Here is a 25,112-nt window from a genome sequence, read left to right as displayed (position 1 = left end):
TACAATCAACCTTAATCGGCTCGATTAAACACCGCAATTGTTTAATTGTCTGGAAAACAATGCATTGTCTGCAGGACAATTCAGGAGGAAAACCGTGCGTATTCAGGAAAAGGCCCGCGCCCGGTGCCACTGGTTACCGGCACTGGACAAAAACCAGGACACCTTGTATCTGGCACTGGCAGACCATCTTGCTGCAGACATCGCGGCAGGCAAAATGAAGCCAGGTGACAGGCTGCCGCCACAACGTTTGCTCGCTGATGCGCTGGGTGTCACGCTGGGCACAGTCACCCGTGCCTATCGTGAAGCTGAACGAAGAGGCCTGACAGAAGCACGTGTTGGTAGCGGAACCCGAGTACGAGGCCAGCAGGCTGATGAGCCCAAATTCCATCATCTGTCACGCGCCAGTGCAGACAGCATTGATTTGTCACTCAGCGTGCCCATACCCAATCCTCAGCGCAGCCTGTTACTGTCAGAATGCCTGCAACAGCTTTCCAGACAACCTCAGACAATGCAGCTGATGCTGTCGTATCAGCCTGAGCAGGGAAATGCAGCACAACGTGAACTGCTGGCAGCCTGGATGACACAACATGGATTAACCGTCAGTGCTGAAGAGCTGCTGTTGACCGACGGTGGCCAACATGCCGACTACCTCGCCATGCAGGCACTGATCCGCCCGGGTGAGGCCGTAGCCTCTGCAGCGCTGACCTATCCGGGCATGATCGCTGTCGCACGGCAACTGGGCTTAAAGCATCTGCCCGTTGCTACAGATCACCAGGGTATCCGACCTGATGCGCTGGAACGACTCTGCCAACAGCAAAAAATTCGCTTGCTCTATATCATGCCGGAATACAACAATCCCAGCGGCGAACACATGTGCGAAGCACGACGCGAAGCCATCGTCAAAATCGCCCGTCGTCATGATCTGCTGTTACTCGAAGATGGTGTGCAGTATGTCATACCCGAACAACGCGGCACCCCTTTCTATCAGCTGGCACCTGAGCGTTCGCTGTATATCTTCAGTGTTTCAAAAATGATTGAGGGCGGGATGCGTTTTGGCGCTCTGCGTGCCCCGGGCAACCTGATGCCCAGGCTCTGTGCGGCCTTGCGTGCACAATGCTGGTCGGTTCCAGGTCTGATGGGCGCAGTCGTATGCCAGTGGCTGACATCAGGCAAGGTTGATGAACTGATCAATTGGCAGTGGCAGCAGGTCAGCCTGCGCCAGCAGCGTGTCAGCCACTGGTTGGGGGCCTATGAGCCTGTCGCACACCCTTATGGCTTTCATGCCTGGCTAAAACTGCCCGAGCCCTGGCGGGCCGTCGACTTTGTAGGCCAGGCCGCACAGCGTGGCGTGACACTCATCGCATCGGATCCCTTCTGTGTTGGAAGCCATCCTGCACCCCAGGCAGTGCGCATCTGTGTCACACCACCGGAATCGATTGAGCAGCTGGATAAAGGTCTGCAACAGCTTGCCAACCTGCTGGAAGAAGGCCCTTCGCACGCGGCTCCTCTGGTATAAGATTTAACCAAAACGTCTCTGGAACAGGCGCTTCCAGAGGCGTAGAATAGCAGGTTCAAATCTTCAGCTTCATTTTCAAATCAGGTACCTCATCATGTCATCACGCCGCGCAGTCTTATGTGTTGGCCTTACACTTGCGTCACTTCTTGGATCCCAAACGCTTCTGGCAGAGTCTGACGCGCCCGATACGGATGTCAGCCATACCGAGCAACAGGCCATTGAAGCGGTCAGAGAACGCTGGATGGTGAACCTGTTCTTTGAGAATGACCTGTTCAGCCGAACGGATCAGCAATACACCAATGGTGTACGCATTTCCTGGGTTTCACCGGACATTGACAGTTTTATCCACGATGACAGTCTGCCTCTGTGGATGCGCCAGGCTAACCGCCTGCTCACTCCGCTGGATCCGGTAGCCTCTGACAGTCAGGCAGAAGTCAGCCGTCGCGTGGTATTTTCTCTGGCACAGAAAATGTTCACGCCAGATGACCGGGAGCGCACCAGCATAGATCCGGATGACCGCCCCTATGCCGGCTGGCTATATGCCGGCATGGGATATCACACCCGTTCACTGGACCGCCTCAACTCGTTTGAAGTTAACCTGGGTGTGGTCGGTCCTGCCGCGCTGGCTCAGGAAGCCCAGGATTTTGTGCATGACTTGCGTGGCTTTGACCGCTTTAATGGCTGGGACAATCAGTTGCGTAACGAACTGGGGATACAGCTGGTGTATGAGCACAAAAACCGGGTTTATCGCCGACAGCTCGGCTCAGGCTGGCAACAGGATGCTATCCTGCATGCCGGTGGCAGCTTCGGTAATGTCGCCACCTACCTGAATACCGGTGGACAATACCGCATAGGTCGTAACCTGCCAGCCGACTTCGGTACTTCTGCATTGCGTCCAGGCGGAGACAACAGTGTGCCAGCCCCTGTCAACAATGGACAGAATGGCAGCGCCTGGGGAGTACATGGCTTTGTCTCCATGGATGGGCGCTGGGTGCTTCAGGATATCTTCCTGGACGGCAACACCTTTCGTGACAGCCACTCAGTCGATAAACGTGCACTGGTCGGCGACCTGTCGGTCGGTGTAGCCGCCAATTTTGATCGTTGGAAGGTTTCTTACGCGACCGTCTGGCGCAGCAAACAGTTTAAAACTCAAAATGGCACTCACAGTTACGGCTCTCTGGCCGTTTCCTATTCGCTCTAACGCTGTGCAAGGCAGCTCAGATCATCTGAGCTGCTATCTGTCTGCGCTCTCTTCGAACACAATCTCCAAAATAGATTAATTAAAGCTGGACGAACCCTGTCTTTATTACAACAATGAAGGCTCTTATTGCGACTGATGGGCAATAACTGAATCCTGTCTCTTACATAATAACAATTGGCAGAATTCTGACAGATATCATAAAAGGACAGCTTCATGGCACTCCTGAAAAAGAATTTGTGGTCGATCTTTTATCTGCTAACCCTGCTCTTTACCCTGTACTTCGCCTTTGTATCCTACGCCCAATGGCAACGTATTTATGCGCAAGCGGAAAGCTCACAGGAAAATACCGTCAGATTGATCGCCAACGCCACACAGGCCCTCTATCGCACCAATGAAGTTATGCTCGACATTCTGGGGCACCGCTTTCTCGAAGATACGGCCTATCAGGATAATCTGAGCGCCATGGATACCTTAAATGCAGCGCTGGAAGGCAGCCCGGCAATCATCTCGATTGCGCTGGTTGATCCTCTGGGAAATATGCTGTTTGCCACCAATAATCTGGATGTATCCCGCTTTCCCAATCTTCTGGAGCAACCCCAAACTCGTGATTCATTTATAGAGGTCATGAATTCAGACAGTATGCTGTTTGGACGCACCTATTTTTTTGAGCCCTTTCAGGACTGGATTGTACCGATTCGCAAAGCTGTACGGCACCCGGATGGCAGCGTATATCGCGTCATTACAGCCGCCTTGCGGCTGGATGACTCTTTTGGCCATATTATCAAGCATATCGATCAGGATAATCGTTACATTTCATTGATTGTACGTGAAGACATGCACGTACAATATGCCAGTAACAGTGGTGACAACGGCTATCAAATCTACCAGACCGAACTCTCCAGCCGCAAACAGGACGCCATCAGAACAGCGATTGCTCAAACGCATGGCGATATACTGGATAATTTATGGCATGCGAATACACCCATCTCGTTTGTATATGCATCCGACAACAGCCAACGCCTGGTGTCCTTACAGTACAACCCGGACTATAAGCTCTGGTTCCTGCTGATGACCGAGATGGAACTGCTCTGGAAAGACTTTACCAAGCTGCTGGTGACCTATTTTTTGATTTTCCTGTTTGTTCTGGGGACCCTGTACTTCCTGTTCCGTACTATTGCAACAGCGGAAGCCAAGCGGAATGCCGACCTGCTGTATCAGGCTACCCACGACCAACTCACCGGCCTGTTAAATCGAAGCTATCTGCAAAACCATGTGCAGCAATGGATTAACCCTGAGGCAGGGCCTTTTTCACTGCTCTACATCGATCTGGATAATTTTAAAAATATCAATGACAGTTTTGGCCATCATCACGGAGATCTGCTCCTTCAGGAGTTGTCTCAGCGTTTACTACTAACAGCTCCCGAAGATGGCGCATTACTGCGACATGGCGGTGATGAGTTTATCCTGCTGGTAAAAGAACATGACGATAATGCTCTGCTGGCATTGGCAACAAAGCTGATTGAAACCGCATCACAACCCTATCTGATCTACTCCATGCGCTTGCACGTCGGTGCCAGCGTTGGCATTGCCAAGTACCCCCAGCATGGCGAAACACTGGATGACTTGCTGCGTGCAGCGGACATTGCGATGTATGAATCCAAGCGTCTGAAAAATCGAGCCCATCTGTTCCAGAATCCAATGCAGGACAGTTACCTGCGCAACCTCCATATTGAGCAGGCATTACGTGGCGCACTTGAAAACCACGAACTCTATATGGTGTATCAGCCTCAAATCACTGGCAATGGCACCTTCTATGGCGTCGAGGCCCTGGTACGCTGGAACAGCCCTGTTTTAGGCAATGTCCCCCCTGATGCTTTTATTCCGGTTGCCGAAACATCCGGACAAATGCCCAGACTGGGACGCTATATTATTGAATCTGTTTTCAGAGACATCAAAAAGATACAGAACACACATCAGCTTATGTTCTATACCTCCATCAACCTGTCTGTCAGACAACTACTGGAAGCGGATTTTGCCACCTACTTTATATCCAGAATGCAGAAGGAAAATATCAGTGGCGTCTGGCTGACACTTGAGATCACTGAAAGCTTGCTGATAGAGGATATTCCCAGCGTACTGCCCCTGCTGCATACGTTGAAAAGTTATGGTGTCCAGCTCTCGATGGATGACTTTGGTACCGGCTACTCATCCTTGAGTATGTTACGCATGCTGCCGATTGATGAGCTTAAAATCGACAAAAGCTTTATGGATGCTGCTGTGGCCGACAGGAGTGCTCAGCAGATGGTGCAAAGCATTGTCACCATCGGCAAGAACCTGGAAATGGATGTGGTTGCAGAAGGTGTCGAGACACGGGAACAACTGGAAATGCTGACCCATTTGGGTTGTGATCGTTTTCAAGGCTACTATTTTGCCCGCCCTCTGGATACAGAGGCGCTGGTGCAGTTCATCACGGAACAGCAGACTTTTTTTGATACATAACCCTCAGAGTCGAAAGCCAACGGCAGGGTCAGCCCCCTGCCAGCTTCACCTTGAAGCCTTCTGCCTCTAGCAGGGTTTTGATCAAATCCCGCTGATCCCCCTGTATTTCGATCACCCCGGACTTCAGCGAACCGCCGGTACCACAACGCTGTTTCAGCTTTTTGGTCAAGGCTTTCAGCTCAGGCTCTGGCAAGGGAACACCGGTGATGGTGATCACCCCCTTACCTTTACGCCCTGCCACTTCGCGGCGGATGCGTACGATGCCATCCAGACTGGCGATGCGTTCAGCATCCGCCAACTGATCACAACGACACTGGGACACAGGCTCGGCACAGTCAGGACAATGCTGACCGGTTTCAGTGGAATACACCAGTCCACTCAACTGCTCTTTAAGTGATTTCATCTAATTCGTCTCGTTCACCCTGGCAGGTGCTGGCCCACACCACCACCGATCTGACGTGCCAGGTAGGTAGCATAGGTATCGGTCATCCCGCCAATAAAATCTACAGCACGCATGTAACTGTCATACAATGGCCAGTGAGCCGGTGGTGCATGAATCCCCAGCAGGGTCATGATTTTTTCGGTTCGATAGCCCAGCGCCTGTCCCTGCTGTTGATGCGATTCGAAGACGGCATCACAGAAAGCATCCAGCAATACGCCCAGGGTGGTATAGGCTCCAACTTCCAGCTCGGCCTTGCGATTATTCGGGAACACGCGCTCTCTGGCAATTCGCTTGGCGGTGCTCAGCCCCTCTGCCACCATGGGATCCCCCTCACCAAGCAGTTCGCCCTGAAAGCGCCCTTCCATAATGGCTGCGTATTGCTGGTGATAGGTCTGTACGGCTGAATTCACCATATTCTCCATCGCCTTGCCGCGCAAAGCCGAAATCTTTCGTCGGGCTGACGCCTGGGAGTTGAAGATGGCATCATCAAAGTTCAGGTCACCACACAGCTGCAACAGAATCGGTTTCACCTCATCAAAGGTGAGAATCTGCAATTCAATGGCATCTTCAAGATCAAGGATGGCATAACAGATATCATCTGCGGCCTCCATCAGCCAGGTCAGGGGATGCCGCGACCAGTGGTTCTCTCCCAACTGAATCAACCCCAGCTCATCACCCAGCGCATTCAGGATCTCCACCTCGGTCTGAAACACGCTGAATTTGCCCTTGTGACCACCCCGTTCGACGGTCCAGGGGTACTTCAGCAGCGTTCCCAAAGTCGGGTAGGTCAGACGCAATCCACCATCAAACAGGTTGTTTTCAATACGCGTCACCACACGAAACCCTTGGGCATTGCCTTCAAAGGTTTGCAAGTCGGCCAACTGCAGCGCAGTCAGTGAGGCAAAGCGTGGGTCTGTTGCATGACGCCGGAACCAGTCACGGATGGCATATTCACCCGCATGGCCAAAAGGCGGGTTGCCGATATCATGAGCCAGACAGGCAGACTGTACAATAGTGCCCAAATCATGAGGTGTCACCCAGGCTGGCAATTCATCCGCCAACAATTCACCTACCCGTATCCCCAGACTGCGGCCAAGGCTGCCCACTTCAATCGAGTGCGTCAGGCGGGTGTGTATATGGTCATTCAGCGCCAGTGGATGTACCTGCGTCTTGCGTCCGAGACGTCGGAAGGCACTGGAAAAGACAATGCGGTCATTATCCTTGTGGAAATGGCTGCGCCCCACCTCTTCCGGTATCAGTGATTCATGCCCGTAACGCTTGGTGGTCAGCAGACGTGACCATTGCATCGCTTCCGCCACAGCTGTTAACCCTGTTTCGGCGTCAAGGCAGGCGCAGCGAACTGCACCCCGGTCCAGCCCTGTTGCATAAAGTTACGGATATTCTGATGATCTTCAGCCTGAGGATGCTGTAATACATCCTGTGTATAGTAATCACCGAAAGCATTCAGTGTCGCTGTTTCTGTCAGGCCATGCAGCTGAGCAAATGCCAGAATTTTGCATGAGCCGTTATTGCTGCCCGCCGGATTGGCCAACGCCCCATTACGGAAGGCTGTGGGTGTGAAGGTATAGTAGTGGTCGATACACTGAATAACTGCATTAAAGTCTACAGGGCCCTGCTGCAGCGCGCGAACCAATTGTTCCGGAGTTATGATCTGTTGTGTCATGCGAGTGTGCTTCCTTAGGGAATACGCAACGTCAGCGTACCATCACGCTGAGTCATTTCAAGATTCTTCATAAAGCTCATGCCCAACAGCACCAGATCACTGGGCATGTGGGGATTGATATGAGCGGATACATGATGCATACGAATATTACCCAGCTGGACACTTTCCAGCTGGGTTTGATAAACCTCTACCACCCCACTGGCAGTCGTGACACGACTGGGACGCCCCGGCTGCAGTCCAGCTTGCTGGGCCACCCGCTCGGGAACACTGATTGTGGTTGCGCCGGTATCCAGTAAAAAGATGACTGCATGCCCATTGATCTGCCCCGGTGCCAGGTAATGACCACTCCGGTTACGTTGCAAAACCACCTCGGCAGGCCCTTGCGGATCGACCTGCAGCAAATGACGGTTTGGATGATCGCGGCGTTCAAGATAACCGCTGAAATACAGGGCAAAGGCCGTCATTAACAGTATCCAGAAAGACACCTGAAACAGTCGGGCCGTGCGGCGGCGGGTGATATCTGGATCATGCATACGGATAATTCACAGGCATTCTTGTCAGGATGAACCCAGAGTATACCTATCTATCCTGCTGATAGTCATCCAGTGCTGCTTGTCGGGCTGCTTTATAATCGATAATCGGTGCCGGTCGTCCCAAAGACTGTCCAGCACCCGGCAGATGACGTTGCCGAACAGGCAATGCAGCCAGTTCAGGCAACCAGGTCGCCAGGAAACGACCATCCGGATCAAATTTTTCACTCTGCAGCTGTGGATTAAAGATGCGAAAATAAGGTGCAGCATCGGCACCCACTGAGGCAGCCCACTGCCAACCACCCGAGTTGGAGGCAAAGTCGCCGTCCAGCAGGTGCTCCATAAAAAATGCAGCCCCCAAACGCCAGTCAACCCGTAACAGCTTCGTGAGAAATGATGCGACAACCATACGCAAGCGGTTATGCATCCAGCCAGTTGCCAGCAACTGTTTCATGGCGGCATCCACTATCGGAAAGCCGGTTTCACCACGACACCAGGCATCGAAACCTGCCGGATTATGTTGCCAGCTGATACGCGCATCAACCTCGGGACGAAATGGCTCAAGTCGGCTCAGGCCAGGCCAGGCAACCAATAGATGGCGGTAAAACTCACGCCAGATCAATTCGTTCAACCAGACACTGCTGAGCCAGCGCTCATCCGGGCTGGCAGACTTTAATGCCTGCACACACTGCCGTGGTGACACTGCACCTATCGCCAAATATGGGGATAAACGGGAAGTGCCGGGTATCGCCGGAAAATCCCGGCGGCTGGCGTAATCTGCTTCAGCTTGCTGAACAAAACCGGCCAGTCGTTGGTGAACACTGGCTTCGCCAACCGGCCAGGTGTGGATGCAATAGTGGCCCGCTGTCTGGTCAGCTGATAAGGCTGTCCAGCCGAGATCATCCGGCAGTGGCTCCTGCTCCGGTTTATCCGGCTGTATCGCAGGGATACCCAGCGGTTCAGGCAATTGCTGCAGATACACCTGACGCCAGCTGCGACTGAAAGGCGTGAAGACCTTGAACATGCCACCTTGGCCTGTGACGACCTGCCCCGGCGCCAGCACCAGCTCACCGTGATAGCCCTGGCACTGAATGCCTGCAGCTTCAAGCTGCTCGCACACCTGACGGTCTCGCCGACGCTCGTTCAGCGGGTACTCATAGTTAAAATAGAGTGCATCAGCCTGTAGCGACTGAGCCAGTGCCAACAAGCCGTCAGCCACCTGATCATAGCTGTGTAACTGCAAGACCCGAAAGCCGATATTGAGCTCAGCCAGTTGTGGCAACAGGCTGTTAAGCTGATCACGCCACAACGCCCAGCGTAGCGGTGAGTCCTGATGCTGCTGCCACTGTTCAGGGGTCAGGGTGACAACAACTGTGACACCCTGTTGTGCTTCAGACGCATAAAATAATGCCGGATTATCCAAACGACGCACATCATTGCGTAACCAAACAAGTTTCATCCGTGTGATCACATACCAATAAAGGGTTGTACCAACCGCCCCATCAGGCCGGTGAACTTCAATGGTGAATCCGTGGCAATCAGACAGATGCAATCCTGGTCAGTATCCACTATCGGCTGGTGATGCACTTCGCCATCCAGATCAGCCACATCTCCGGCACTGAAACGTCCGATTTCGTCAGAGTAGGAACCTCGCAGAATCAACGTCAGCTCATTACCCGTATGGGTGTGATGTGGTACAGAAACACCCGGTGCAATTTTTAACAACCGCGTGGTGCCCTTTCCACCCAGATTCAAATCAACATGGTGGACACCATAGCCCAGACGTTTCCAGGGCAGGTCATCCAGTGAACCGCGAATATAATGATGCAGCGGTGCAGGAACCCCTTCAGGTAACAGGGCGGGACTGACCAGTGACGACACTTCAGCCGCCATGTCATCATCAAGACGTGCCATCAACTGTTGCAAGGCATTATCTGGCATTGCCTGTGGTTCAATCTGCTCCAGCAAGGCACCGCCAACGGCTTCAGCCTGACGCACACGTTCACGACACTCGGGACACCAATGCAAGTGACAGGCGACCAGCAACGCCATTCCTTTTGGCAGACTGCCTGATGCATAGGCCATCAGTGTGGCATCATCAAAATGGTGGCGAATATTCATTCCTCCTCCCCCCAATGTGCCTTGAGTTTACTGAATGCCAGTCTCAGCCGCGATTTGACACTGCCGAGTGGAATACCGAGCTGATCCGCTATTTCAGAATGAGACTTGCCCTCGTAGTAGGACAGATGAAGTACTTGAGCCTGGCTTTCAGGCAAACTGGCAATGGCTACTTGCATACGTTCTTCTAACACTGAGTGTTCCGCCATATCGCGCTGATCGGGATCTGGCTCTTCTTCGGGTAATTCATATTCAACAGCTTTTTCGCGGCGCATGCGATCAATACACAGGTTTCGTGCCAGGGTAAAGATCCAGGTACTGGCGCTCGCTTTGGTGGAATTGAACAGATGAGCTTTACGCCAGACAGACAGCATGGCTTCCTGCGCGACTTCTTCAGCTGTCGCCAGAGGCATGCCCAGGCGAACGATGTAGGACTTTACGCGCGGTGCAAAATAGCCATAAATAGCCGCAAATTCAGCTTTATCACGTGTTTCGGCCAGAGAAGTCAGGCGTGCAGACCAGCTGTCACGCTGCTGTTTTTTCTTCTCTTCCGCGATCTGGATGACTGCGTTCACATCGCCTCCCGTGGGCTCATCTTCCTGCATTAATTGCTCCTACGCTGTCATGAGAGGGAATGGATCACCGGTCATATAGATGAATAAATTAAAAAACACGGATGATCTACAAGCTTATACTGAAACGTATGGGTTGAATATATCTGACATCCGGCATGAGGCCAGAGAAACATGAACATCAAAGTAATGCGTCCATTAAAGATCGCCGTGATCGGCTCCGGTATTTCCGGGCTGTCCTGTGCATGGCTGCTCAATCAGCACCATGATGTCACCCTGTTCGAAAAGGATGACCGTCCCGGAGGACACTCCAATACAGTATTACTGCAAGGTGCCAACAATGACAGTACTTATGTCGATACCGGCTTCATTGTCTTCAACCCGATCAACTACCCCAACCTGGTCGCCTTCTTTGATCACCTGAATGTTAAAAGTCGCAGCACTGAAATGTCTTTTGCCGTCAGTCTGGATGATGGACGGCTTGAATACAGTGGCACCGACCTGAATGGCTTGTTTGCCCAGCGCCGCAACCTGGTCCGCCCTGATTTCTGGCGTCTGATCCGTGATCTGCTGCATTTTTATCGTCATTCTGACCAGTTTGCCACTCACCCCGACCTGCAACACCTGTCATTGGGTGAACTCCTGTCACGTCAGGGCTACAGTCAGGCCTTTATTCATCAGCATCTGATCCCGATGGGTGCCGCGATCTGGTCCACACCGGTCGATAAAATGCTCGATTATCCGGCGCAAACCTTTTTGCGCTTCTGCCAGAATCATGGTCTGGTACAGTTAACTGACCGACCTGAATGGCGCACGGTTGTTGGTGGCAGTCGCCAGTATGTGGACAAAGTTCTGGACTCTCTCAAGCGCCCTCTCAGACTGAACAGTCATATTCATCGTATACACCGGCATCAGGGGCAGGTCGTGCTGGAAGACCTGCATGGCAAACGGGAAACCTTTGACCATGTTGTACTCGCTTGCCATGCTGATCAGGCACTGGAAATGCTGGCTCAGCCCACCGCTGAAGAATCATCCCTGCTGCGCCATTTTCCCTATCAGCGTAACCGCGCCATTCTGCACAGTGACAGCTCACTGATGCCAAAACGGCAGCGCGCCTGGGCCAGCTGGAATTATCTGGCCAACTCCTCAGCAGGACATACCGGAGAAGTCAGTGTCACCTACTGGATGAACAAGCTGCAGCATCTGCCCGATTCACAGCCGCTGTTTGTCACCTTGAATCCAATTCAGGAACCCGCGGCTGGAAGCATTCATCGCAGCTTCCTGTATGATCATCCGGCCTTCAATCTGGATTCAATTGAGGCTCAAACCCGTTTATGGGATCTGCAGGGTGTACAGAATACCTGGTATTGCGGCGCCTGGTTTGGTTATGGCTTCCACGAGGATGGCATTCAATCCGGCCTGGCCGTTGCAGAAGCACTGGGAGGAGCTCAACGCCCCTGGCAACTCAGCAATCCCAATAGCCGCATTCATGTCCGCCCCAGACCAAGACCGGTGACCAGAGAGTGCCGGGAGGCTGTCGCATGAACCTGCCGTTGCAGTCAGCCATCTATGTCGGCGAAGTGATGCACCAGCGTCTGCGTCCGGTCAAGCACCGTTTTGTCTATCGCGTGAGCACCTGGCTAATCGATCTGAATGAACTTGAGGTACTGCATCAGTTACCCGGATTTTCTGTGGATCGATTCAATCTGTTCGCCTTTTATCAGCGCGATCATGGTGATGGCTCAGACACACCGCTGGTACTGCAGATCCGTCAAATTCTGGAGACGCACGGTATTGCCATCGGTCAGGGAGCTATCCGCCTGCTCTGCTATCCGCGCATTCTGGGCTATGTCTTCAACCCCTTGAGTGTCTTTTACTGCCATGATGAGTCCGGACAGCTGCGCGCTATTCTGTACGAGGTTTCCAACACCTTCGGACAACGCCACAGCTATCTGATCCCGGTTGAGCAGCATGCCCGCTCTGCGGTGACACCGATCCGCCAGCAGGCCAGCAAAGACTTTTATGTGTCGCCCTTCATGCCAATGGAAACCGATTATCAGTTTCAGATGCTGCCACCTGAAAATAAGGTAGCTGTTCGTATCCGTCAGACAGACCCTGAAGGCACCCTGTTTGATGCCAGTTTTACCGGACAGCGCCTGGCACTGGAGCCTCGCTCAGTTATCAAAGCATTTTTGCGCCACCCCCTGATGACCCTCAAAGTGATTGGAGGCATCCACTGGGAAGCCCTGCACTTGTGGCGCAAGGGCATGAAACTTCAGCCTCGTCCGGAGCATCCGCCCTATCGTGTTTCGCTGGTCAATTCACAAGGAGTCAGTCTGTCATGAAGCCCTCTCAATACCAGACCCTGAGTAGCAATGATTTGCTGTCGGATCACAGCTGGTTAAACCGAAAGCTTTTTGCAGCGGTACTGAAGCGTTTGCCTGATCTGGATTACGGCACGCTGGATCTGCAACTGCCCAATGGTCAACAGATCCAGTTCGGTAAAGCCCGTGACGGCGCTCCACGTGCCGAAATTCGCCTTAATTCCTTGCGCCCGCTACGCCGTCTGTTAGTGGGCGGACAACTGGGCATGGCAGAAAGCTATATGGCCGGCGAGTGGGACAGCCCCGACCTGGTTTCGCTGGTGCGCTGGGTGCTGGGCAATGAGCAGCACATGCCTGATCTCAATCAAGGCAAACTCTGGCTGCGCTTGCTGAATCGTCTGACACATTGGCGACGTGCCAATACGCGTCGAGGCAGTCGACGCAATATTGCCTATCATTACGACCTGGGTAACGATTTTTATCAGCTTTGGCTGGACCCCAGCATGACCTACTCCGCAGCACTGTTCAGTCGCCCTGAACTGTCACTGTTTGAAGCCCAGCAAACCAAATACCGCCGGATTGCACAACTGCTTGACTTGCAACCTGGCCAAAGTGTGCTGGAAATAGGCTGTGGCTGGGGGGGCTTCGCTGAACTGGCTGCACGCGAATATGGTGTACAGGTATTTGGCATCACCCTGTCACGGGAACAGCTCGAGTTTGCTCAACAGCGTATCCAAAATGCAGGCCTGCAGGATCAGTGTCAATTCAGTCTGACAGATTATCGCGATCTGCAGGGCCAGTTTGACCATATTGTATCCATCGAAATGTTTGAAGCCGTGGGTGAAGAAAACTGGTCAACCTATTTTCAGACACTCAAGCGCCATCTGAAGCCAGGTGGTCGTGCGGTACTGCAAGTGATCAGTATCCAGGAATCCCGTTTTGAGTCCTACCGCCGCAATCCGGACTTCATTCAGCGTTATATCTTTCCCGGCGGTATGCTGCCCAGCCCGGAACGGCTGCAACAATCATTGGAGCAACAGGGTCTGCAGCTGACCGAACGACAGCTCTTTGGTCTGGATTATGCGCGCACCCTGGCCCATTGGCGACATCAGTTCCTGGAACAGTGGCCAAGGGTCCAGGTTCAGGGTTTTGATGAGCGCTTCCGGCGCATGTGGCTCTACTATCTGGCCTACTGTGAAGGGGGGTTCCGCCACCAGGCTATTGATGTCGGCCTGTATCAGCTATCTCATCCGGCATGAGCGGACTATCCCGGCGGCAGCTGCTCAACTATGCACTGCCCGCGCTACCGCTTGCAGTGCCGACAGTGGCGGTCTATATCCTGCTGCCAACCTATTATGTGGAGGAGATTGGTCTGCCGCTGTTGTTGACTGGTCTTCTGCTGATGCTGGCCCGACTGTCGGATGTATTCACTGACCCGTTAATTGGGCGCTGGCTGGACCATGCAACAGCTTCGCAGTTTAAGCGCACCTTGGCAGGCGGCGGGTTACTTTGTATCCCGGCGCTGATTCTGCTGATTCAACCCCTGAGTAGTGCTCCAGCAGTGTCATTGCTGTTGGGTTCCATGCTGCTCTATCTGGGCTGGACGCTGGTTCAGGTTCCCTATATCAGCTGGCTCAGCCATCTCAGTCGTGACAGCCATCAGCGGGCCCGGGCCGTCTCGCTGAGAGAAGGGCTGGCCCTGCTTGGTTTGCTGCTATCCGCTTGTATCCCCTTGCTGCTGGTGCTGGGATTTTCTACCCAACAGATGCTCTGGTGTATGGCTCTGGTGACACTGATACCCGGCGCAGTGTTTCTGTTCCGGCTACTGAATCGTCTGCCTGCACCACAACCGGAACCTTCTTTGTCTCCTGGAAAATGGCAAGCACTGCGTCAAAACCGACCAGCCATGCGCCTCGTCTCTGCCTGGTTCATCAATGGTATGGCCAACGGGATTCCGGCTGTATTGTTCCCTTTGTACGTGACCTCGGTATTGGGTCTGGAAGCCTCACAGAGACCCCTGTTTATTCTGGTCTATTTTCTGTCTGCCTGCTGTGCCCTGCCGCTCTGGCTGTCGCTCAGCCAGCGTTACGACAAAATCACACTTTGGCAGAGTGCGATGACGCTGGCATTGCTTGCATTTATTCCGGCAGCCTGTCTCGGCCCCGGTGACACCTATCTGTTCATACTGATCTGCATCCTTACAGGTGCCGCGCTGGGTGCTGATCTGGCATTACCTCATGCCATACAGGCAGAAGTGACGGACTGGGACAGATTTCGCTTTCGTCGCCGTCAGACCAGCCTGTTATTCGCCGTCTGGAATGCAGCCACCAAGATGGCACTGGCACTGGCGGCACTGGTAGCGCTGGGGCTACTGGAGGTGACCGGTTTTTCAACCGACTCAGTCGCTCCATTTGCAGCATTAGGCATGATCTATGCGCTGCTGCCCGGCGTACTCAAAGGAGTCGCGGTACTGATTTTGTGGCGCTTCCCGCTGCGAAGCTACCATCACCGGGCAATTATGAACCGTCTGAAACAACGTGAACACTGGAGTGCGCCAGATGAAACAACTGAGCCTGTTGTGCTTGGCCCTGCTGTTACTGCTAACCGGGTGTAGTCATATGAAAATTGATGATTTCAATAACCGGGAACCTCAACTGGTACTGGAAGAATACTTTTCCGGACGTATCTATGCTTGGGGTATTTTTGAAGATCGCTTTGGCAACCTGAGGCGCGAGTTCGTGGTTGAAATTGATGCCAGGATGGAGGATGGGATTCTGATTCTGGATGAGTACTTCCTCTATTCTGATGGCGAGACTGATCGCCGGGTATGGCGTATCACGCCCGAGGAAAACGGCCGCTATCTGGGTCAGGCTGATGATATTGTCGGTGTTGCTGAAGGCCAGGTCAGAGGTAATGCGCTGAACTGGCGTTATCGTATGGATCTGAAAGTGGGTGACGGTCACTGGCGCGTCAGCTTTGATGATTGGATGTATCTGCAACCAGGTGGTGTCTTGATCAATCGAGCCAGCGTACGTAAATGGGGTGTCGAACTGGGACAGGTGACCCTGTCATTTATCCCCGGAGATCAACTCAACAGCCCGCCGTTCAGTCTGATCCCTGAATAACAGTCTAGACGCTGGCAGACGCAGACATGCGACGGCGAATACGACGTAACAGTGCGCCAAGCAATGGCAATCGCAGGTACACAGGCGCACTGTCCCAATAATCGATATGCTCGGTGACCAGGCCACTGTAATGATCGAATGCCAACCGCGTGGCACCCTCAACAGACAGCAACCCAATCACGGGGACTTGTGCAGTGAACTGCCAGCGCAACCAGGCATGATCCTGAAACACACTCTGCTCCAGTACATTGAAGGATGGCTTCTGCGTATGATGAAACATCTCTTCCAGAATCCGGCGCATTTTGTCAAAACCACGCACATCATTGAACGGATCACGAAAATGTATCTGCTCCGTGACCAGTGCGCTGAAATCACCAATCGTATCAGGCCGCAATGTTGAAAAGACATCGCAATAACGTTGGCACAGCTGGGTGGGTGTCAAATCGGGCATAGGGTGTAACCTCAGGAGAGCAGTTTACGGGTCAAGCGAAAATATAATGCGTCAGGTAACCACTTCAGACACTTCAGCAGCAACACAAACCGGTACGGGAACGCAATTTCAAAACGCTTTTGCTGCAGTCCCTTGATTATCAGATTAGCTGCCGATGGCGCATCTATCAAAAAAGGCATGGCAAAGCGGTTACGATCTGTCAGGGGTGTACGGACAAACCCCGGATTAATCAGCGACAAGACAATACCACGCTGCTGCAATTCAGGATATAACGCCTCACAGGCATTAATCAACGCGGCTTTGCTGGCACCATAGGCAGCTGCTGTCGGCAGGCCGCGGTAACCGGCAACCGAAGCGACAACACCTATCTGCCCGGTTTGTCTGCTTAACAGGTCTGGCAACAGTGCTGCCAGACAGTTCACTACCCCGTGAAAATTCACTGACATCAGGCGCTGAAAAACGGCTGGATCGAAGTCATCCAGCGTCACCGGCTGATGATCACCCGCATTGAGCAGTATCAAATCAGGTATACCATAGCAGGTGACCAGCTGTTGCCAAGCCTGCTGCACTGAATCCGGATCTGTCACATCACAGCTAAGCGCATGTAACTGACCGGATACGGAGGCTGCTGTCATCACCTGCTGACAAGCCTGATCCAGTTTTATCTGGTCGCGTCCACTAATGATCACGCAGGCACCCTCGCGGACTAGCTGTTCAGCCACCGCAAGGCCAATACCACTGCCACCACCGGTAATCCAGACACAGCGCCAGTACTCAGCCATCTTGCCCTCCTCGCTTGACCAGACGGATGCGCGAGTCATCCCGCGCACTGAATTCCATACCCAGCCAGCGCCCTTCGCTGTCGTACCAGGTTTGGGTATCCTTCAGTTCACCGCCAAGACGGTAAAGCCGTACCGGGACTTCCTGAGTTCCGACAGGAGCTTGTGCTTCTCCGAGATACTCCACTGACAGCTGACTGGACTCACCGGTGAGGGTGTTCAATACAGTTTGCTGAGCCAGAATCGCACTGTTCCAGTGATTGGTCGTCAGCAAGTCACCTGGCAACCAGCGCGTTTGTTCACCTTCCGTCAAACGCAATTGATCTCCTTCTGCGACAGCCGTTATGCGGGTTTCATCACCATTATCATTTACCCACACCTGGAGGCGCTGCAGCACACCTTCCCGCCACCATTCAGTCGCCTGATAAACATAACGATAGGAAAACAGGCCCAGTACGCGAATATTGAGGTTCATCTCCACATCCACACGAAGCTGCTCATTTTCCTCGCTGAAGATCAAATGATGGTTGCCGATTGACCGGCCACTGCGTTGAACATCAAACTCAACACGCTCACCGTACAAGGCAAGCACCTGATTCGGTGACAAGAGATCGGCTGCCTGAACAGGCAGCACCAGACAACTTAAGATAAACCAAAGACAAGCAGACCTGAACATGACTGAGCCCCTTTTAAATACCTTTAATCGGTACGCAAAGGGCACTCAGCCGGTTCAGTTGGAGATTAAATCCTGAAGCGTGTGACCAATTGGTTGAGGCGTTTTTCCAGTGACGTCATCCGCTGTGATGTTTCTGACAGCTCATCAGCATTACGCTTGCCATGTTCCGCCGTATCCGCAATTTTTTGAATGCTCTGGCTTACCTCATTGGCAACCGCGGTTTGCTCCTCCGCAGCACTAGCGATCTGTGTGTTCATCTCGGTGATCGTACCCACTGAACGGGTGATGGTATCCAGCGAGTCATTGGCCCTGGCCGCTCGCTGTACCGTTTCAGTGGTCGTCTCACGACTGCGCTGCATCACAGCCACAGCATCTCGGGTGCCGGTTTGCAATGCATCGATCATCTGCTGGATTTCATCTGTGCTTTCCTGTGTCCGGTTTGCCAGTGTACGCACCTCATCCGCAACCACTGCGAAACCACGACCATGTTCACCTGCCCGGGCGGCTTCGATGGCCGCATTGAGTGCCAACAAGTTGGTCTGATCAGCAATATTCTTGATCACACTTACCACAGTACCTATCTGCTCGGCATTGGCCCCCAGGTGTTCAATCACGTCAGCCGCCTGATTGACATCGGCAGCCAGACGGTTGATGGCATCAATGGTCTGGCTGACCACTTTCTGTCCATCTGATGCCTCACGATCAGCCTCCAGCGCAGCAGCGGCTGCTCGCGAAGCGCTGCCAGCCACCTCTTCAACCGCTGCCGACATTTCATGAATGGCAGCAGCCACCTGCGTTGTTTCACTCTGCTGCAACATGGAATCTTCATGACTGCGTGTGACAACAATCTTCATTACTTCTGTGGATTCGGTCAGCGCTTCCACCGACTCTTTCACTTCCCGGACCAGAAGCTGTATCTTGTCCGTGAACAGGTTGAACTCCTGGGCAACCTGTCCAATTTCATCCTGACTGACCACTTCAAGACGTCGGGTCAGATCGCCTTCCCCTTCAGCAATATCCTTTAATGCACTGGATGTTTGCTGAGCGGGTCTGACAATTCGGCTACCGATAATCCAGACAGTCACACAGGCTAACACCAGAATCAACAGCGCACTTAACAGAATACGCGTCAGTGTTGCATTGACCTGTGCATCCAGCAACGCCTGTTGTGCAGCCACGGCAACGTCTATGTCATCAATATAAAAACCTGTACCGAGAATCCACTGATTACCCAGCATCGCTTCAGCATAACTCAGCTTGGGCGTCAGACCATTTCGTGTCGGCTCATCCCAGATATAGGCAACATAGCCTCCACCCGCCAGACCTTCACGAATCAGATCACGTACCAGAAACACGCCCTCCGGGTCCGTCAGGTCATACAGGTTACGGCCTTCCAGTTGAGGCGACATACCGTGAACCAGTGTGGTACCACGCTGGTCAAACACAAACATATAGCCATCCGGTCCGAAGCGCATGCTGCGTAACACCGCTTTAGCCGCTTCGAGCTGACGCTCGGAAGGGTTCGCTTCAGTTAAGTAGGGTTTGACCGAGGTAATGGCAATTTCAACATGATGGAGTAGCGCTTCACGCTTGGCGTCCATCATGGAGTCGCGCACGCGTTCAATTTCTTCATGCCCGGCCTCACGCATCTGGAAATTAACCAGCAACAGCAACGCCAGAGTAATCATCAGCATTGGCAGCACGGCCATCAGCAGTAACTTGGACTTCAGTTTCAAGGACTTCATCGGGTGGCTTCCTGATTCAAGCAATTAATTCGCATCACTGGCACTGGGGTGTCACAACGCAGTACTATGTTATTGATTAACCTATTCTATAATGTATACAGGTATTCCACTATGAAATTAAGGGCTTTTTCTATCATACTTTTGTCCCTGGTGCTGTCATTGCCACTCCAGGCTCAGGAGCAGTTTATCGATGTGCGCATGATTACCAGTGAAGGAAATATCGAGTTACGCCTGGATGCTGAAAAGGCCCCGGTGACCGTAGAAAACTTTCTGACCTATGTCGATCAGGGCTTCTACAACGGATTGATTTTTCACCGTGTGATTCCCAACTTCATGATTCAGGGAGGTGGACTGGATGCCAATTTGCAACGTCAGGATACTGCAGCGCCCATTATCAATGAATCCACCAATGGTTTGAGTAACCGTCGCGGCACTATTGCCATGGCGCGCACCAATGATCCTGACAGTGCCACATCACAGTTTTTTATTAATGTCGCGAATAACGCCAATCTGGACGGGCACCCGCTACGTCCGGGATATGCCGTCTTTGGTGAAGTCACTGCCGGACTGGATGTGGTGTTTGCCATCTCCCGCATGCCCACGCGTCCGCGTGGCGGGCACCAGAATGTCCCCACTACACCCGTTATCATTGAGCGTGTGGAACGCGTGGTCTTGACGGAAGAGTAACGCTTAAGCGTTCAGGAAATAGCCGGGGGAGTTTTGTCCTGCTTCAGACGAGCCAGATACTCGCCGTCCAACAGCAAGACTGGCTGCCCCTGCTCCTGTATCGACACCTCCAGCGTTAGACGTGCCTTGCCACGCTGCTGGAGCTGTTGCAGAAAACCGCGGCATGTCTCCGCATCCGGCAAACAGACACTGGCAGTAAAATCGGCTGTCACCGGGCGCAAATAGCGTACCTGGCTTTCAACAATCATCACTTCGGCCTCAAGGCCTGAATCCTGAGTATAACGTGTGATTAACGACCAGCCCGCCAGAGTCGCCAGCGCAGTTGTGGCGCCAGCAAACCCGGTCCCTTTATCGTTAATATTGACCGACAGTGGTGCTGACAAGGTCAACTGTCCAGAATGGTATTGACAGCTGGATATCCCCATTACCCGGGTCAACGGAATATTTTCATTCAACCAAACCAGAAAAGGGTCTGCCTGACTCACCCTTTACCCCACTTCTGGACAAACTCACCTGGTTGGGGACAGGGTACGACACGGTGTTTGCGTGCCTTACCCAAATAGATAAAGCCGATGATCTGTTCATTCTCGGCAAGTCCGAGACGCTGTTTTACACGCGGATTGAAGGCCATTTCGCCACTGCGCCAAATGGCATCAACACCCTGAGCAAACGCCGCCAGTATCATGCTGTGTGCAGCGCATCCGGCGGTAATCTGCTGTTCAATTTCGGGAACTTTGGGATGTGACTGCAAAGAAGCAATCACCACCAGCAGCATCGGCGCACGTAATGGCGCCTGACGCAGCTTCTGTTCTTCTGCATCGCTGAGTTCGCGTTCGGCACTGGCGGCCTCGACAAAAACCTGCCCCAGTTTTTCACGCCCCGATCCCTCTATCTGCAAAAAACGGTAGGGGCGTAAGCTGCCATGATCAGGTGCACGCAAGGCTGCACGATAAAGAAGATCCAGCTGTTCCGGTGTCGGAGCAGGCTCTTCCAGTACAGGTGAAGACACCCGATTCAGCAATAACTCAACAGCATCCATCAGTCCAGTCCATCATTGGCGCGACAAGCGCGGGTTATTGGGTTCTCCTGCCAGGCTGGAGCGGTAAGGATTGATATCCAGCCCCCCTCGGCGCAGATAGCGGGCATAGACAGTCAACTTCTGCGGCTTGCAGCGTTGCCAGATATCCATAAAGATATTTTCAACACACTGCTCATGAAAATCGCCTTTTTCCCGATAAGAAATCAGATACGCCAACAGTCCGGTGTGATCTATAGCGGTCCCTTTATAGCGTATCTGAATACTGGCCCAATCAGGCTGTCCGGTTACCGGGCAGTTGGATTTCAGCAGATGACTGACCAGACTCTCTTCAACAATGCGATGACCACTCGTCTGCAAAAGTTCAGGTGCAGGGGTGTAATGGCTGACCTTCAGCGGTAACTCATCCAGGCACTCACCCTGTAAACGCTCGATCGGAGCAGCGTCATTCACCTTCATCAGGCGCACGCTGACAGCCCCTCCGGCCGCCTGACTCAGGTCCTGTTGCATGCGACTGACCACCTCGGTTTCAGTCGCAAAACGCGTCAGATTGAACGAGTTCAGATACAGCTTGAAGGACTTGGACTCGATGATGTGGCTGGAGTTTGCCGGAATGCGGAATTCACCGATACGCACCAGCGGCTTGCCATCCGTATTCAGCCAGGAGATTTCATAGGCATTCCACAGATCAACACCCTTGAACGGCAGGCTGTCACGCTGAACACCCCGCGCGTCCCAGTTCAGATGGCGTGCAATCGGGTAAAGCAATGAGGGGTCATACTGGTTGGCATAGACCGTTTCCTGCCCCAGCGGTGAATGGATCACCACATCATTTTCAGTCATTAACTGCGAATCCCCTTTCCGGTGTTGAGCAGGTGCATGGCATAGGCACCCAGCAGCAGAATAAACACTGCAATCATAGCAAAAGCGAAGCCTATGTTGATATCACTGACACCCAGAATCCCGTAACGGAAGCTGTTCACCATATACAGAATCGGATTCAACTGGGATACCCCCTGCCAGAATCCGGGCAGCAGCGAGATGGAGTAAAAGACCCCTCCCAGGTAGGTCAGGGGTGTCAGTACAAACGTAGGTACGATGGAGATATCATCAAAACTGTTTGCATACACCGCATTGATAAAACCACCCAGTGAAAACACTATCGCTGTCAGGATGACAGTGCTCAACGTAATCCACAGATGACTGATCTGCAACTGGGTAAAGAACAGCGACAGGATGGTTACAATAATACCCACACCCAATCCCCGTGCAGCACCACCGGTGACATATCCAGCCAGAATCACCCAGTTAGGCACTGGAGCAACCAGCAACTCCTCGATATTTCGTTGAAACTTGGTGCCAAAAAATGAAGACACCACATTGCCATAGGAGTTGGTAATCACCGACATCATGATCAAGCCGGGCGCGATATACTCCATGTAACCAAATCCCTCCATGTCACCGATACGGGAACCAATCAGATTACCGAAGATAATAAAATACAGTGTCATGGTGATGGCAGGTGGCAACAGGGTTTGTACCCAGATACGGGTAAAACGGCGAATCTCCTTGATCACAATGGTCCAGAAGGCAGTGAAGAGCAGGCGTGAGTTCATGCGACATCCTCCTTCACCAGCGATTTTTCGACCAATGATACAAACAGCTCTTCCAGTCGATTAGCCTTGTTGCGCATACTGCGGACCTCTATCCCCTGCCGGGATAACTGGAGAAATACCGGATTCAGCCCTTTCTCTTTTTCAACATCGATTTCCAGCGTATGGGTATCGACCTGACGAACCGAATAGCCAGGCAAACTGGGCAACTCAACCAGATCATCCGACAGATCGAGTATGAAGGTTTCCGTATTCAAACGTTGCAACAATGACTTGATGCTGGTGTTTTCGACAATATTGCCCTGATCAATAATGGCAATATTGCGACATAAGGACTCGGCTTCTTCAAGATAATGAGTCGTCAGAATGATGGTCGTACCCTTTGCATTCAGCTCACGCAGAAAACTCCACATTGAGCGACGCAGCTCAATATCAACACCCGCTGTTGGCTCATCCAGTATCAACAACCGCGGCTCATGCACCAGTGCACGGGCAATCATCAGGCGCCGTTTCATGCCGCCGGACAACATCCGTGCCGGAACATCTCGTTTTTCCCACAACCCCAGCTTTTTCAGATACTTTTCTGAACGCTGCAGTGCAGTTTTACGCCCAATGCCATAGTAACCAGCCTGGGTAACAACAATGTCCTGCACCCGCTCAAACGCATTAAAATTGAACTCCTGCGGCACAACACCCAGCTGCATTTTGGCAAGTGCTTTTTGCGAATCCAGATCATAGCCAAAGACACTGACCTGTCCGGATGTTTTGTTCACCAGAGAGGATACGATACCCAGGGTAGTCGACTTGCCTGCACCATTAGGCCCCAGCAAGGCAAAGAAGTCGCCTTCCTGAACATCAAGCGAAATACCTTTAAGCGCCTCGAAACCATTTTGATAGGTTTTCCGGAGCCCTTCTATTTTCAAAGCGGGAGTCATAAGGTTTCCTTCAACGAAGTAAGGTTGAATATATGCGGCTAAGGCGATCTGTTTTCAACCCTTTCAAAAACCAAACAGTCTGTGCCGAACTGGACGCAGTGTCAGCAGCAAAAACACGACCAGTGCCGGAATCTCCAGCCACAGCGGTATCAGCTCCTGTATACGCTCAGCCTGTACCATCAGATCGATCTCCATCCAGTGAACCATCTGATTCAACAGCAGCCCCAGCAACACTGTCACGATCAGTATTCCACTGATATAGACCGCCAGTGCGGCAGCACCCATCTCCCGCTTCAAAATTCCCAGCGTTGCCAGGCTGGTCACCGGACCAGCCAACAGGAAAACCAGCGCCATACCCGGCGAAATACCGCTGACCAGTAAACCTGCTGCAATCGGCGTCGCTGCGGCTGCGCAGATATAAAGCGGAATACCCAGCACAGCCATCAGCACCAACGGTAGCAGGCCTTCCGAAAATCCACGCAACGCTTCCGGCGACACCAGCGTCACCAGGACTCCCGCAAACACTAATCCGGCAACCAGCCAACGACTGATATCATCGAGCAAATCGCCAAAAGCATACTTCAATCCGGCAACCAGACCCGACGCCTCTGCCGATACATGCTCATGCTTTGCATCAGGTTCAGCGGTATCACTACATCCACCGCAACAACCTGTATGCTGCACGGAAGGCTCCACGACCCTGGTTTCACGACCTGCTTCAGTCAGAGACACCAGCCAGCCGGTAGTTATGGCAGTTACCAGCGCACCCAGCACCCTGGCCACTGCCATAAAGGGTCCCAGCAGCACACTGGTCAGCAAAATGGAGTCGATCCCCACACTGGGTGTTGATATCAGAAAGCTGGTCGTTGGTCCGCGCCCTGCACCACCGCGATGCAATGCCAAGGCTGTTGGAATTGCCCCGCAGGAACACAGCGGCAGAGGCACACCGATCACCGCTGCCCGGCCAATACTTGCAAAACCCCGACCGCCCAGCCAACGCTGTAACAGGGTTTCAGGAATAAAGGCTTTGATCAGCCCCGCCATCAATAAACCCAATAACAACCAGGGTGCCGCGCTCAGCGCAACACTGAGAATTGAATAGAGCCATGCCATCACGCACCTGCCTTTTACCGCTTGTTGAGATTGATGTTTTGCATCGATGGCTTTAGCCTAAACCCT

At 52.8% G+C, this 25,112-nt stretch carries 26 protein-coding genes; 9 read left to right on the top strand and 17 right to left on the bottom strand.

The window, feature by feature from the left end; all coding sequences use genetic code 11:
- The first annotated feature begins 94 nt into the window (after positions 1–94).
- From ADINL_RS11405 to ADINL_RS11395, 3 genes are all read left to right on the top strand, one after another.
- The gene (locus tag ADINL_RS11405; RefSeq protein WP_161667749.1) at positions 95–1,516 is read left to right on the top strand and encodes an aminotransferase-like domain-containing protein; all 1,422 of its coding nucleotides are present in this window, start codon (positions 95–97) and stop codon (positions 1,514–1,516) included.
- Between the two features lie 94 nt (positions 1,517–1,610).
- A complete protein-coding gene (locus tag ADINL_RS11400; protein WP_036547902.1) occupies positions 1,611–2,717 on the top strand; it encodes a lipid A deacylase LpxR family protein in 1,107 nt (368 codons plus the stop codon).
- Positions 2,718–2,930: 213 nt separating this feature from the next.
- Entirely contained in the window at positions 2,931–5,216 is a 2,286-nt protein-coding gene (locus ADINL_RS11395; RefSeq protein ID WP_036547899.1) for a putative bifunctional diguanylate cyclase/phosphodiesterase, read from the top strand.
- Between the two features lie 28 nt (positions 5,217–5,244).
- Here the strand turns inward: ADINL_RS11395 and ADINL_RS11390 are convergent, their stop codons facing one another.
- The 7 genes from ADINL_RS11390 to ADINL_RS11360 are packed head-to-tail and all read right to left on the bottom strand — an operon-like array spanning position 5,245 to position 10,595.
- Positions 5,245–5,619, bottom strand: coding sequence for a translation initiation factor Sui1 (locus ADINL_RS11390; protein WP_036547895.1), 375 nt, complete (start codon positions 5,617–5,619; stop codon positions 5,245–5,247).
- A 14-nt stretch (positions 5,620–5,633) separates the two neighbouring features.
- A complete protein-coding gene (locus ADINL_RS11385; protein ID WP_036548751.1) occupies positions 5,634–6,965 on the bottom strand; it encodes a deoxyguanosinetriphosphate triphosphohydrolase in 1,332 nt (443 codons plus the stop codon).
- A 17-nt stretch (positions 6,966–6,982) separates the two neighbouring features.
- Positions 6,983–7,342: a HopJ type III effector protein gene (locus tag ADINL_RS11380; protein WP_036547892.1), complete on the bottom strand. Its 360-nt coding sequence runs from the start codon at positions 7,340–7,342 to the stop codon at positions 6,983–6,985.
- A 14-nt stretch (positions 7,343–7,356) separates the two neighbouring features.
- Positions 7,357–7,875, bottom strand: a complete 519-nt coding sequence (locus ADINL_RS11375; RefSeq protein WP_036547890.1) for a retropepsin-like aspartic protease family protein — start codon at positions 7,873–7,875, stop codon at positions 7,357–7,359.
- 46 nt (positions 7,876–7,921) lie between these two features.
- A complete protein-coding gene (gene phrB, locus ADINL_RS11370; RefSeq protein ID WP_036547887.1) occupies positions 7,922–9,331 on the bottom strand; it encodes a deoxyribodipyrimidine photo-lyase in 1,410 nt (469 codons plus the stop codon).
- Between the two features lie 8 nt (positions 9,332–9,339).
- Complete coding sequence (locus ADINL_RS11365) at positions 9,340–9,993, bottom strand: ChrR family anti-sigma-E factor (protein WP_036547883.1); 654 nt, start codon at positions 9,991–9,993, stop codon at positions 9,340–9,342.
- Positions 9,990–10,595 (bottom strand): sigma-70 family RNA polymerase sigma factor, encoded by a 606-nt coding sequence (locus ADINL_RS11360; RefSeq protein WP_036547880.1) that lies wholly within the window; start codon positions 10,593–10,595, stop codon positions 9,990–9,992. The genes ADINL_RS11365 and ADINL_RS11360 overlap by 4 nt, the downstream gene beginning before the upstream one ends.
- A 141-nt stretch (positions 10,596–10,736) precedes the next feature.
- Between ADINL_RS11360 and ADINL_RS11355 the strand changes: the two genes are divergently transcribed.
- Genes ADINL_RS11355 through ADINL_RS11335 form a run of 5 tightly spaced genes read left to right on the top strand, consistent with a single transcriptional unit; the run spans position 10,737 to position 16,011 of the window.
- Positions 10,737–12,107 (top strand): NAD(P)/FAD-dependent oxidoreductase, encoded by a 1,371-nt coding sequence (locus tag ADINL_RS11355; protein WP_036547878.1) that lies wholly within the window; start codon positions 10,737–10,739, stop codon positions 12,105–12,107.
- The gene (locus ADINL_RS11350; RefSeq protein WP_036547876.1) at positions 12,104–12,907 is read left to right on the top strand and encodes a DUF1365 domain-containing protein; all 804 of its coding nucleotides are present in this window, start codon (positions 12,104–12,106) and stop codon (positions 12,905–12,907) included. Before ADINL_RS11355 ends, ADINL_RS11350 begins: the two co-directional genes overlap by 4 nt.
- Positions 12,904–14,145, top strand: a complete 1,242-nt coding sequence (locus tag ADINL_RS11345) for an SAM-dependent methyltransferase (RefSeq protein ID WP_036547874.1) — start codon at positions 12,904–12,906, stop codon at positions 14,143–14,145. Before ADINL_RS11350 ends, ADINL_RS11345 begins: the two co-directional genes overlap by 4 nt.
- Positions 14,142–15,500, top strand: coding sequence for an MFS transporter (locus tag ADINL_RS11340; RefSeq protein WP_036547871.1), 1,359 nt, complete (start codon positions 14,142–14,144; stop codon positions 15,498–15,500). The genes ADINL_RS11345 and ADINL_RS11340 overlap by 4 nt, the downstream gene beginning before the upstream one ends.
- Entirely contained in the window at positions 15,445–16,011 is a 567-nt protein-coding gene (locus ADINL_RS11335; RefSeq protein ID WP_084154487.1) for a DUF3833 domain-containing protein, read from the top strand. The genes ADINL_RS11340 and ADINL_RS11335 overlap by 56 nt, the downstream gene beginning before the upstream one ends.
- Before the next feature lie 4 nt (positions 16,012–16,015).
- Here ADINL_RS11335 and ADINL_RS11330 read toward each other — a convergent pair whose 3' ends face one another.
- The 4 genes from ADINL_RS11330 to ADINL_RS11315 all read right to left on the bottom strand — a co-directional run bounded on the left by ADINL_RS11330 (position 16,016) and on the right by ADINL_RS11315 (position 19,662).
- On the bottom strand, positions 16,016–16,462 hold the full coding sequence (locus ADINL_RS11330; RefSeq protein WP_051632754.1) for a nuclear transport factor 2 family protein: 447 nt from the start codon (positions 16,460–16,462) through the stop codon (positions 16,016–16,018).
- 11 nt (positions 16,463–16,473) lie between these two features.
- Entirely contained in the window at positions 16,474–17,244 is a 771-nt protein-coding gene (locus ADINL_RS11325) for an SDR family NAD(P)-dependent oxidoreductase (protein ID WP_036547865.1), read from the bottom strand.
- The gene (locus ADINL_RS11320; RefSeq protein ID WP_036547862.1) at positions 17,237–17,917 is read right to left on the bottom strand and encodes a DUF6134 family protein; all 681 of its coding nucleotides are present in this window, start codon (positions 17,915–17,917) and stop codon (positions 17,237–17,239) included. The genes ADINL_RS11325 and ADINL_RS11320 overlap by 8 nt, the downstream gene beginning before the upstream one ends.
- Positions 17,918–17,982: 65 nt before the next feature.
- The gene (locus tag ADINL_RS11315) at positions 17,983–19,662 is read right to left on the bottom strand and encodes a methyl-accepting chemotaxis protein (RefSeq protein WP_036547858.1); all 1,680 of its coding nucleotides are present in this window, start codon (positions 19,660–19,662) and stop codon (positions 17,983–17,985) included.
- 111 nt (positions 19,663–19,773) lie between these two features.
- Here ADINL_RS11315 and ADINL_RS11310 point away from each other — a divergent pair, with 111 nt between their 5' ends.
- Positions 19,774–20,349, top strand: a complete 576-nt coding sequence (locus ADINL_RS11310) for a peptidylprolyl isomerase (protein ID WP_051632753.1) — start codon at positions 19,774–19,776, stop codon at positions 20,347–20,349.
- Positions 20,350–20,360: 11 nt separating this feature from the next.
- Here ADINL_RS11310 and ADINL_RS11305 read toward each other — a convergent pair whose 3' ends face one another.
- From ADINL_RS11305 to ADINL_RS11280, 6 genes are all read right to left on the bottom strand, one after another.
- Positions 20,361–20,834, bottom strand: a complete 474-nt coding sequence (locus ADINL_RS11305; RefSeq protein ID WP_036547856.1) for a YiiD C-terminal domain-containing protein — start codon at positions 20,832–20,834, stop codon at positions 20,361–20,363.
- Entirely contained in the window at positions 20,831–21,388 is a 558-nt protein-coding gene (locus ADINL_RS11300) for a nitroreductase family protein (protein WP_036547853.1), read from the bottom strand. The genes ADINL_RS11305 and ADINL_RS11300 overlap by 4 nt, the downstream gene beginning before the upstream one ends.
- A 12-nt stretch (positions 21,389–21,400) precedes the next feature.
- Entirely contained in the window at positions 21,401–22,228 is an 828-nt protein-coding gene (queF, locus tag ADINL_RS11295) for an NADPH-dependent 7-cyano-7-deazaguanine reductase QueF (protein ID WP_036547851.1), read from the bottom strand.
- The gene (locus ADINL_RS11290; protein WP_036547849.1) at positions 22,228–23,001 is read right to left on the bottom strand and encodes an ABC transporter permease; all 774 of its coding nucleotides are present in this window, start codon (positions 22,999–23,001) and stop codon (positions 22,228–22,230) included. Before ADINL_RS11290 ends, queF begins: the two co-directional genes overlap by 1 nt.
- Positions 22,998–23,933 (bottom strand): ABC transporter ATP-binding protein, encoded by a 936-nt coding sequence (locus ADINL_RS11285; RefSeq protein WP_036547846.1) that lies wholly within the window; start codon positions 23,931–23,933, stop codon positions 22,998–23,000. Before ADINL_RS11285 ends, ADINL_RS11290 begins: the two co-directional genes overlap by 4 nt.
- Positions 23,934–23,996: 63 nt before the next feature.
- Positions 23,997–25,046 (bottom strand): SO_0444 family Cu/Zn efflux transporter, encoded by a 1,050-nt coding sequence (locus ADINL_RS11280; RefSeq protein ID WP_036547843.1) that lies wholly within the window; start codon positions 25,044–25,046, stop codon positions 23,997–23,999.
- Positions 25,047–25,112: the final 66 nt, after the last annotated feature.

Source organism: Nitrincola lacisaponensis (genome assembly GCF_000691225.1).
Lineage (GTDB): Bacteria > Pseudomonadota > Gammaproteobacteria > Pseudomonadales > Balneatricaceae > Nitrincola > Nitrincola lacisaponensis.
This window is presented reverse-complemented; position numbering and strand designations above follow the sequence as displayed.

What these genes read in the sequence shown, in the direction of transcription:
- ADINL_RS11400 (WP_036547902.1), top strand. Translation starts at nt 1,611, where the DNA reads ATGTCATCACGCCGCGCAGTCTTATGTGTTGGCCTTACACTTGCGTCA.
- ADINL_RS11395 (WP_036547899.1), top strand. Translation starts at nt 2,931, where the DNA reads ATGGCACTCCTGAAAAAGAATTTGTGGTCGATCTTTTATCTGCTAACC.
- ADINL_RS11390 (WP_036547895.1), bottom strand. Translation starts at nt 5,619, where the DNA reads ATGAAATCACTTAAAGAGCAGTTGAGTGGACTGGTGTATTCCACTGAA.
- ADINL_RS11385 (WP_036548751.1), bottom strand. Translation starts at nt 6,965, where the DNA reads ATGCAATGGTCACGTCTGCTGACCACCAAGCGTTACGGGCATGAATCA.
- ADINL_RS11380 (WP_036547892.1), bottom strand. Translation starts at nt 7,342, where the DNA reads ATGACACAACAGATCATAACTCCGGAACAATTGGTTCGCGCGCTGCAG.
- ADINL_RS11375 (WP_036547890.1), bottom strand. Translation starts at nt 7,875, where the DNA reads ATGCATGATCCAGATATCACCCGCCGCCGCACGGCCCGACTGTTTCAG.
- phrB (WP_036547887.1), bottom strand. Translation starts at nt 9,331, where the DNA reads ATGAAACTTGTTTGGTTACGCAATGATGTGCGTCGTTTGGATAATCCG.
- ADINL_RS11365 (WP_036547883.1), bottom strand. Translation starts at nt 9,993, where the DNA reads ATGAATATTCGCCACCATTTTGATGATGCCACACTGATGGCCTATGCA.
- ADINL_RS11360 (WP_036547880.1), bottom strand. Translation starts at nt 10,595, where the DNA reads ATGCAGGAAGATGAGCCCACGGGAGGCGATGTGAACGCAGTCATCCAG.
- ADINL_RS11355 (WP_036547878.1), top strand. Translation starts at nt 10,737, where the DNA reads ATGAACATCAAAGTAATGCGTCCATTAAAGATCGCCGTGATCGGCTCC.
- ADINL_RS11350 (WP_036547876.1), top strand. Translation starts at nt 12,104, where the DNA reads ATGAACCTGCCGTTGCAGTCAGCCATCTATGTCGGCGAAGTGATGCAC.
- ADINL_RS11345 (WP_036547874.1), top strand. Translation starts at nt 12,904, where the DNA reads ATGAAGCCCTCTCAATACCAGACCCTGAGTAGCAATGATTTGCTGTCG.
- ADINL_RS11340 (WP_036547871.1), top strand. Translation starts at nt 14,142, where the DNA reads ATGAGCGGACTATCCCGGCGGCAGCTGCTCAACTATGCACTGCCCGCG.
- ADINL_RS11335 (WP_084154487.1), top strand. Translation starts at nt 15,445, where the DNA reads ATGAAACAACTGAGCCTGTTGTGCTTGGCCCTGCTGTTACTGCTAACC.
- ADINL_RS11330 (WP_051632754.1), bottom strand. Translation starts at nt 16,462, where the DNA reads ATGCCCGATTTGACACCCACCCAGCTGTGCCAACGTTATTGCGATGTC.
- ADINL_RS11325 (WP_036547865.1), bottom strand. Translation starts at nt 17,244, where the DNA reads ATGGCTGAGTACTGGCGCTGTGTCTGGATTACCGGTGGTGGCAGTGGT.
- ADINL_RS11320 (WP_036547862.1), bottom strand. Translation starts at nt 17,917, where the DNA reads ATGTTCAGGTCTGCTTGTCTTTGGTTTATCTTAAGTTGTCTGGTGCTG.
- ADINL_RS11315 (WP_036547858.1), bottom strand. Translation starts at nt 19,662, where the DNA reads ATGAAGTCCTTGAAACTGAAGTCCAAGTTACTGCTGATGGCCGTGCTG.
- ADINL_RS11310 (WP_051632753.1), top strand. Translation starts at nt 19,774, where the DNA reads ATGAAATTAAGGGCTTTTTCTATCATACTTTTGTCCCTGGTGCTGTCA.
- ADINL_RS11300 (WP_036547853.1), bottom strand. Translation starts at nt 21,388, where the DNA reads ATGGATGCTGTTGAGTTATTGCTGAATCGGGTGTCTTCACCTGTACTG.
- queF (WP_036547851.1), bottom strand. Translation starts at nt 22,228, where the DNA reads ATGACTGAAAATGATGTGGTGATCCATTCACCGCTGGGGCAGGAAACG.
- ADINL_RS11290 (WP_036547849.1), bottom strand. Translation starts at nt 23,001, where the DNA reads ATGAACTCACGCCTGCTCTTCACTGCCTTCTGGACCATTGTGATCAAG.
- ADINL_RS11285 (WP_036547846.1), bottom strand. Translation starts at nt 23,933, where the DNA reads ATGACTCCCGCTTTGAAAATAGAAGGGCTCCGGAAAACCTATCAAAAT.
- ADINL_RS11280 (WP_036547843.1), bottom strand. Translation starts at nt 25,046, where the DNA reads ATGGCATGGCTCTATTCAATTCTCAGTGTTGCGCTGAGCGCGGCACCC.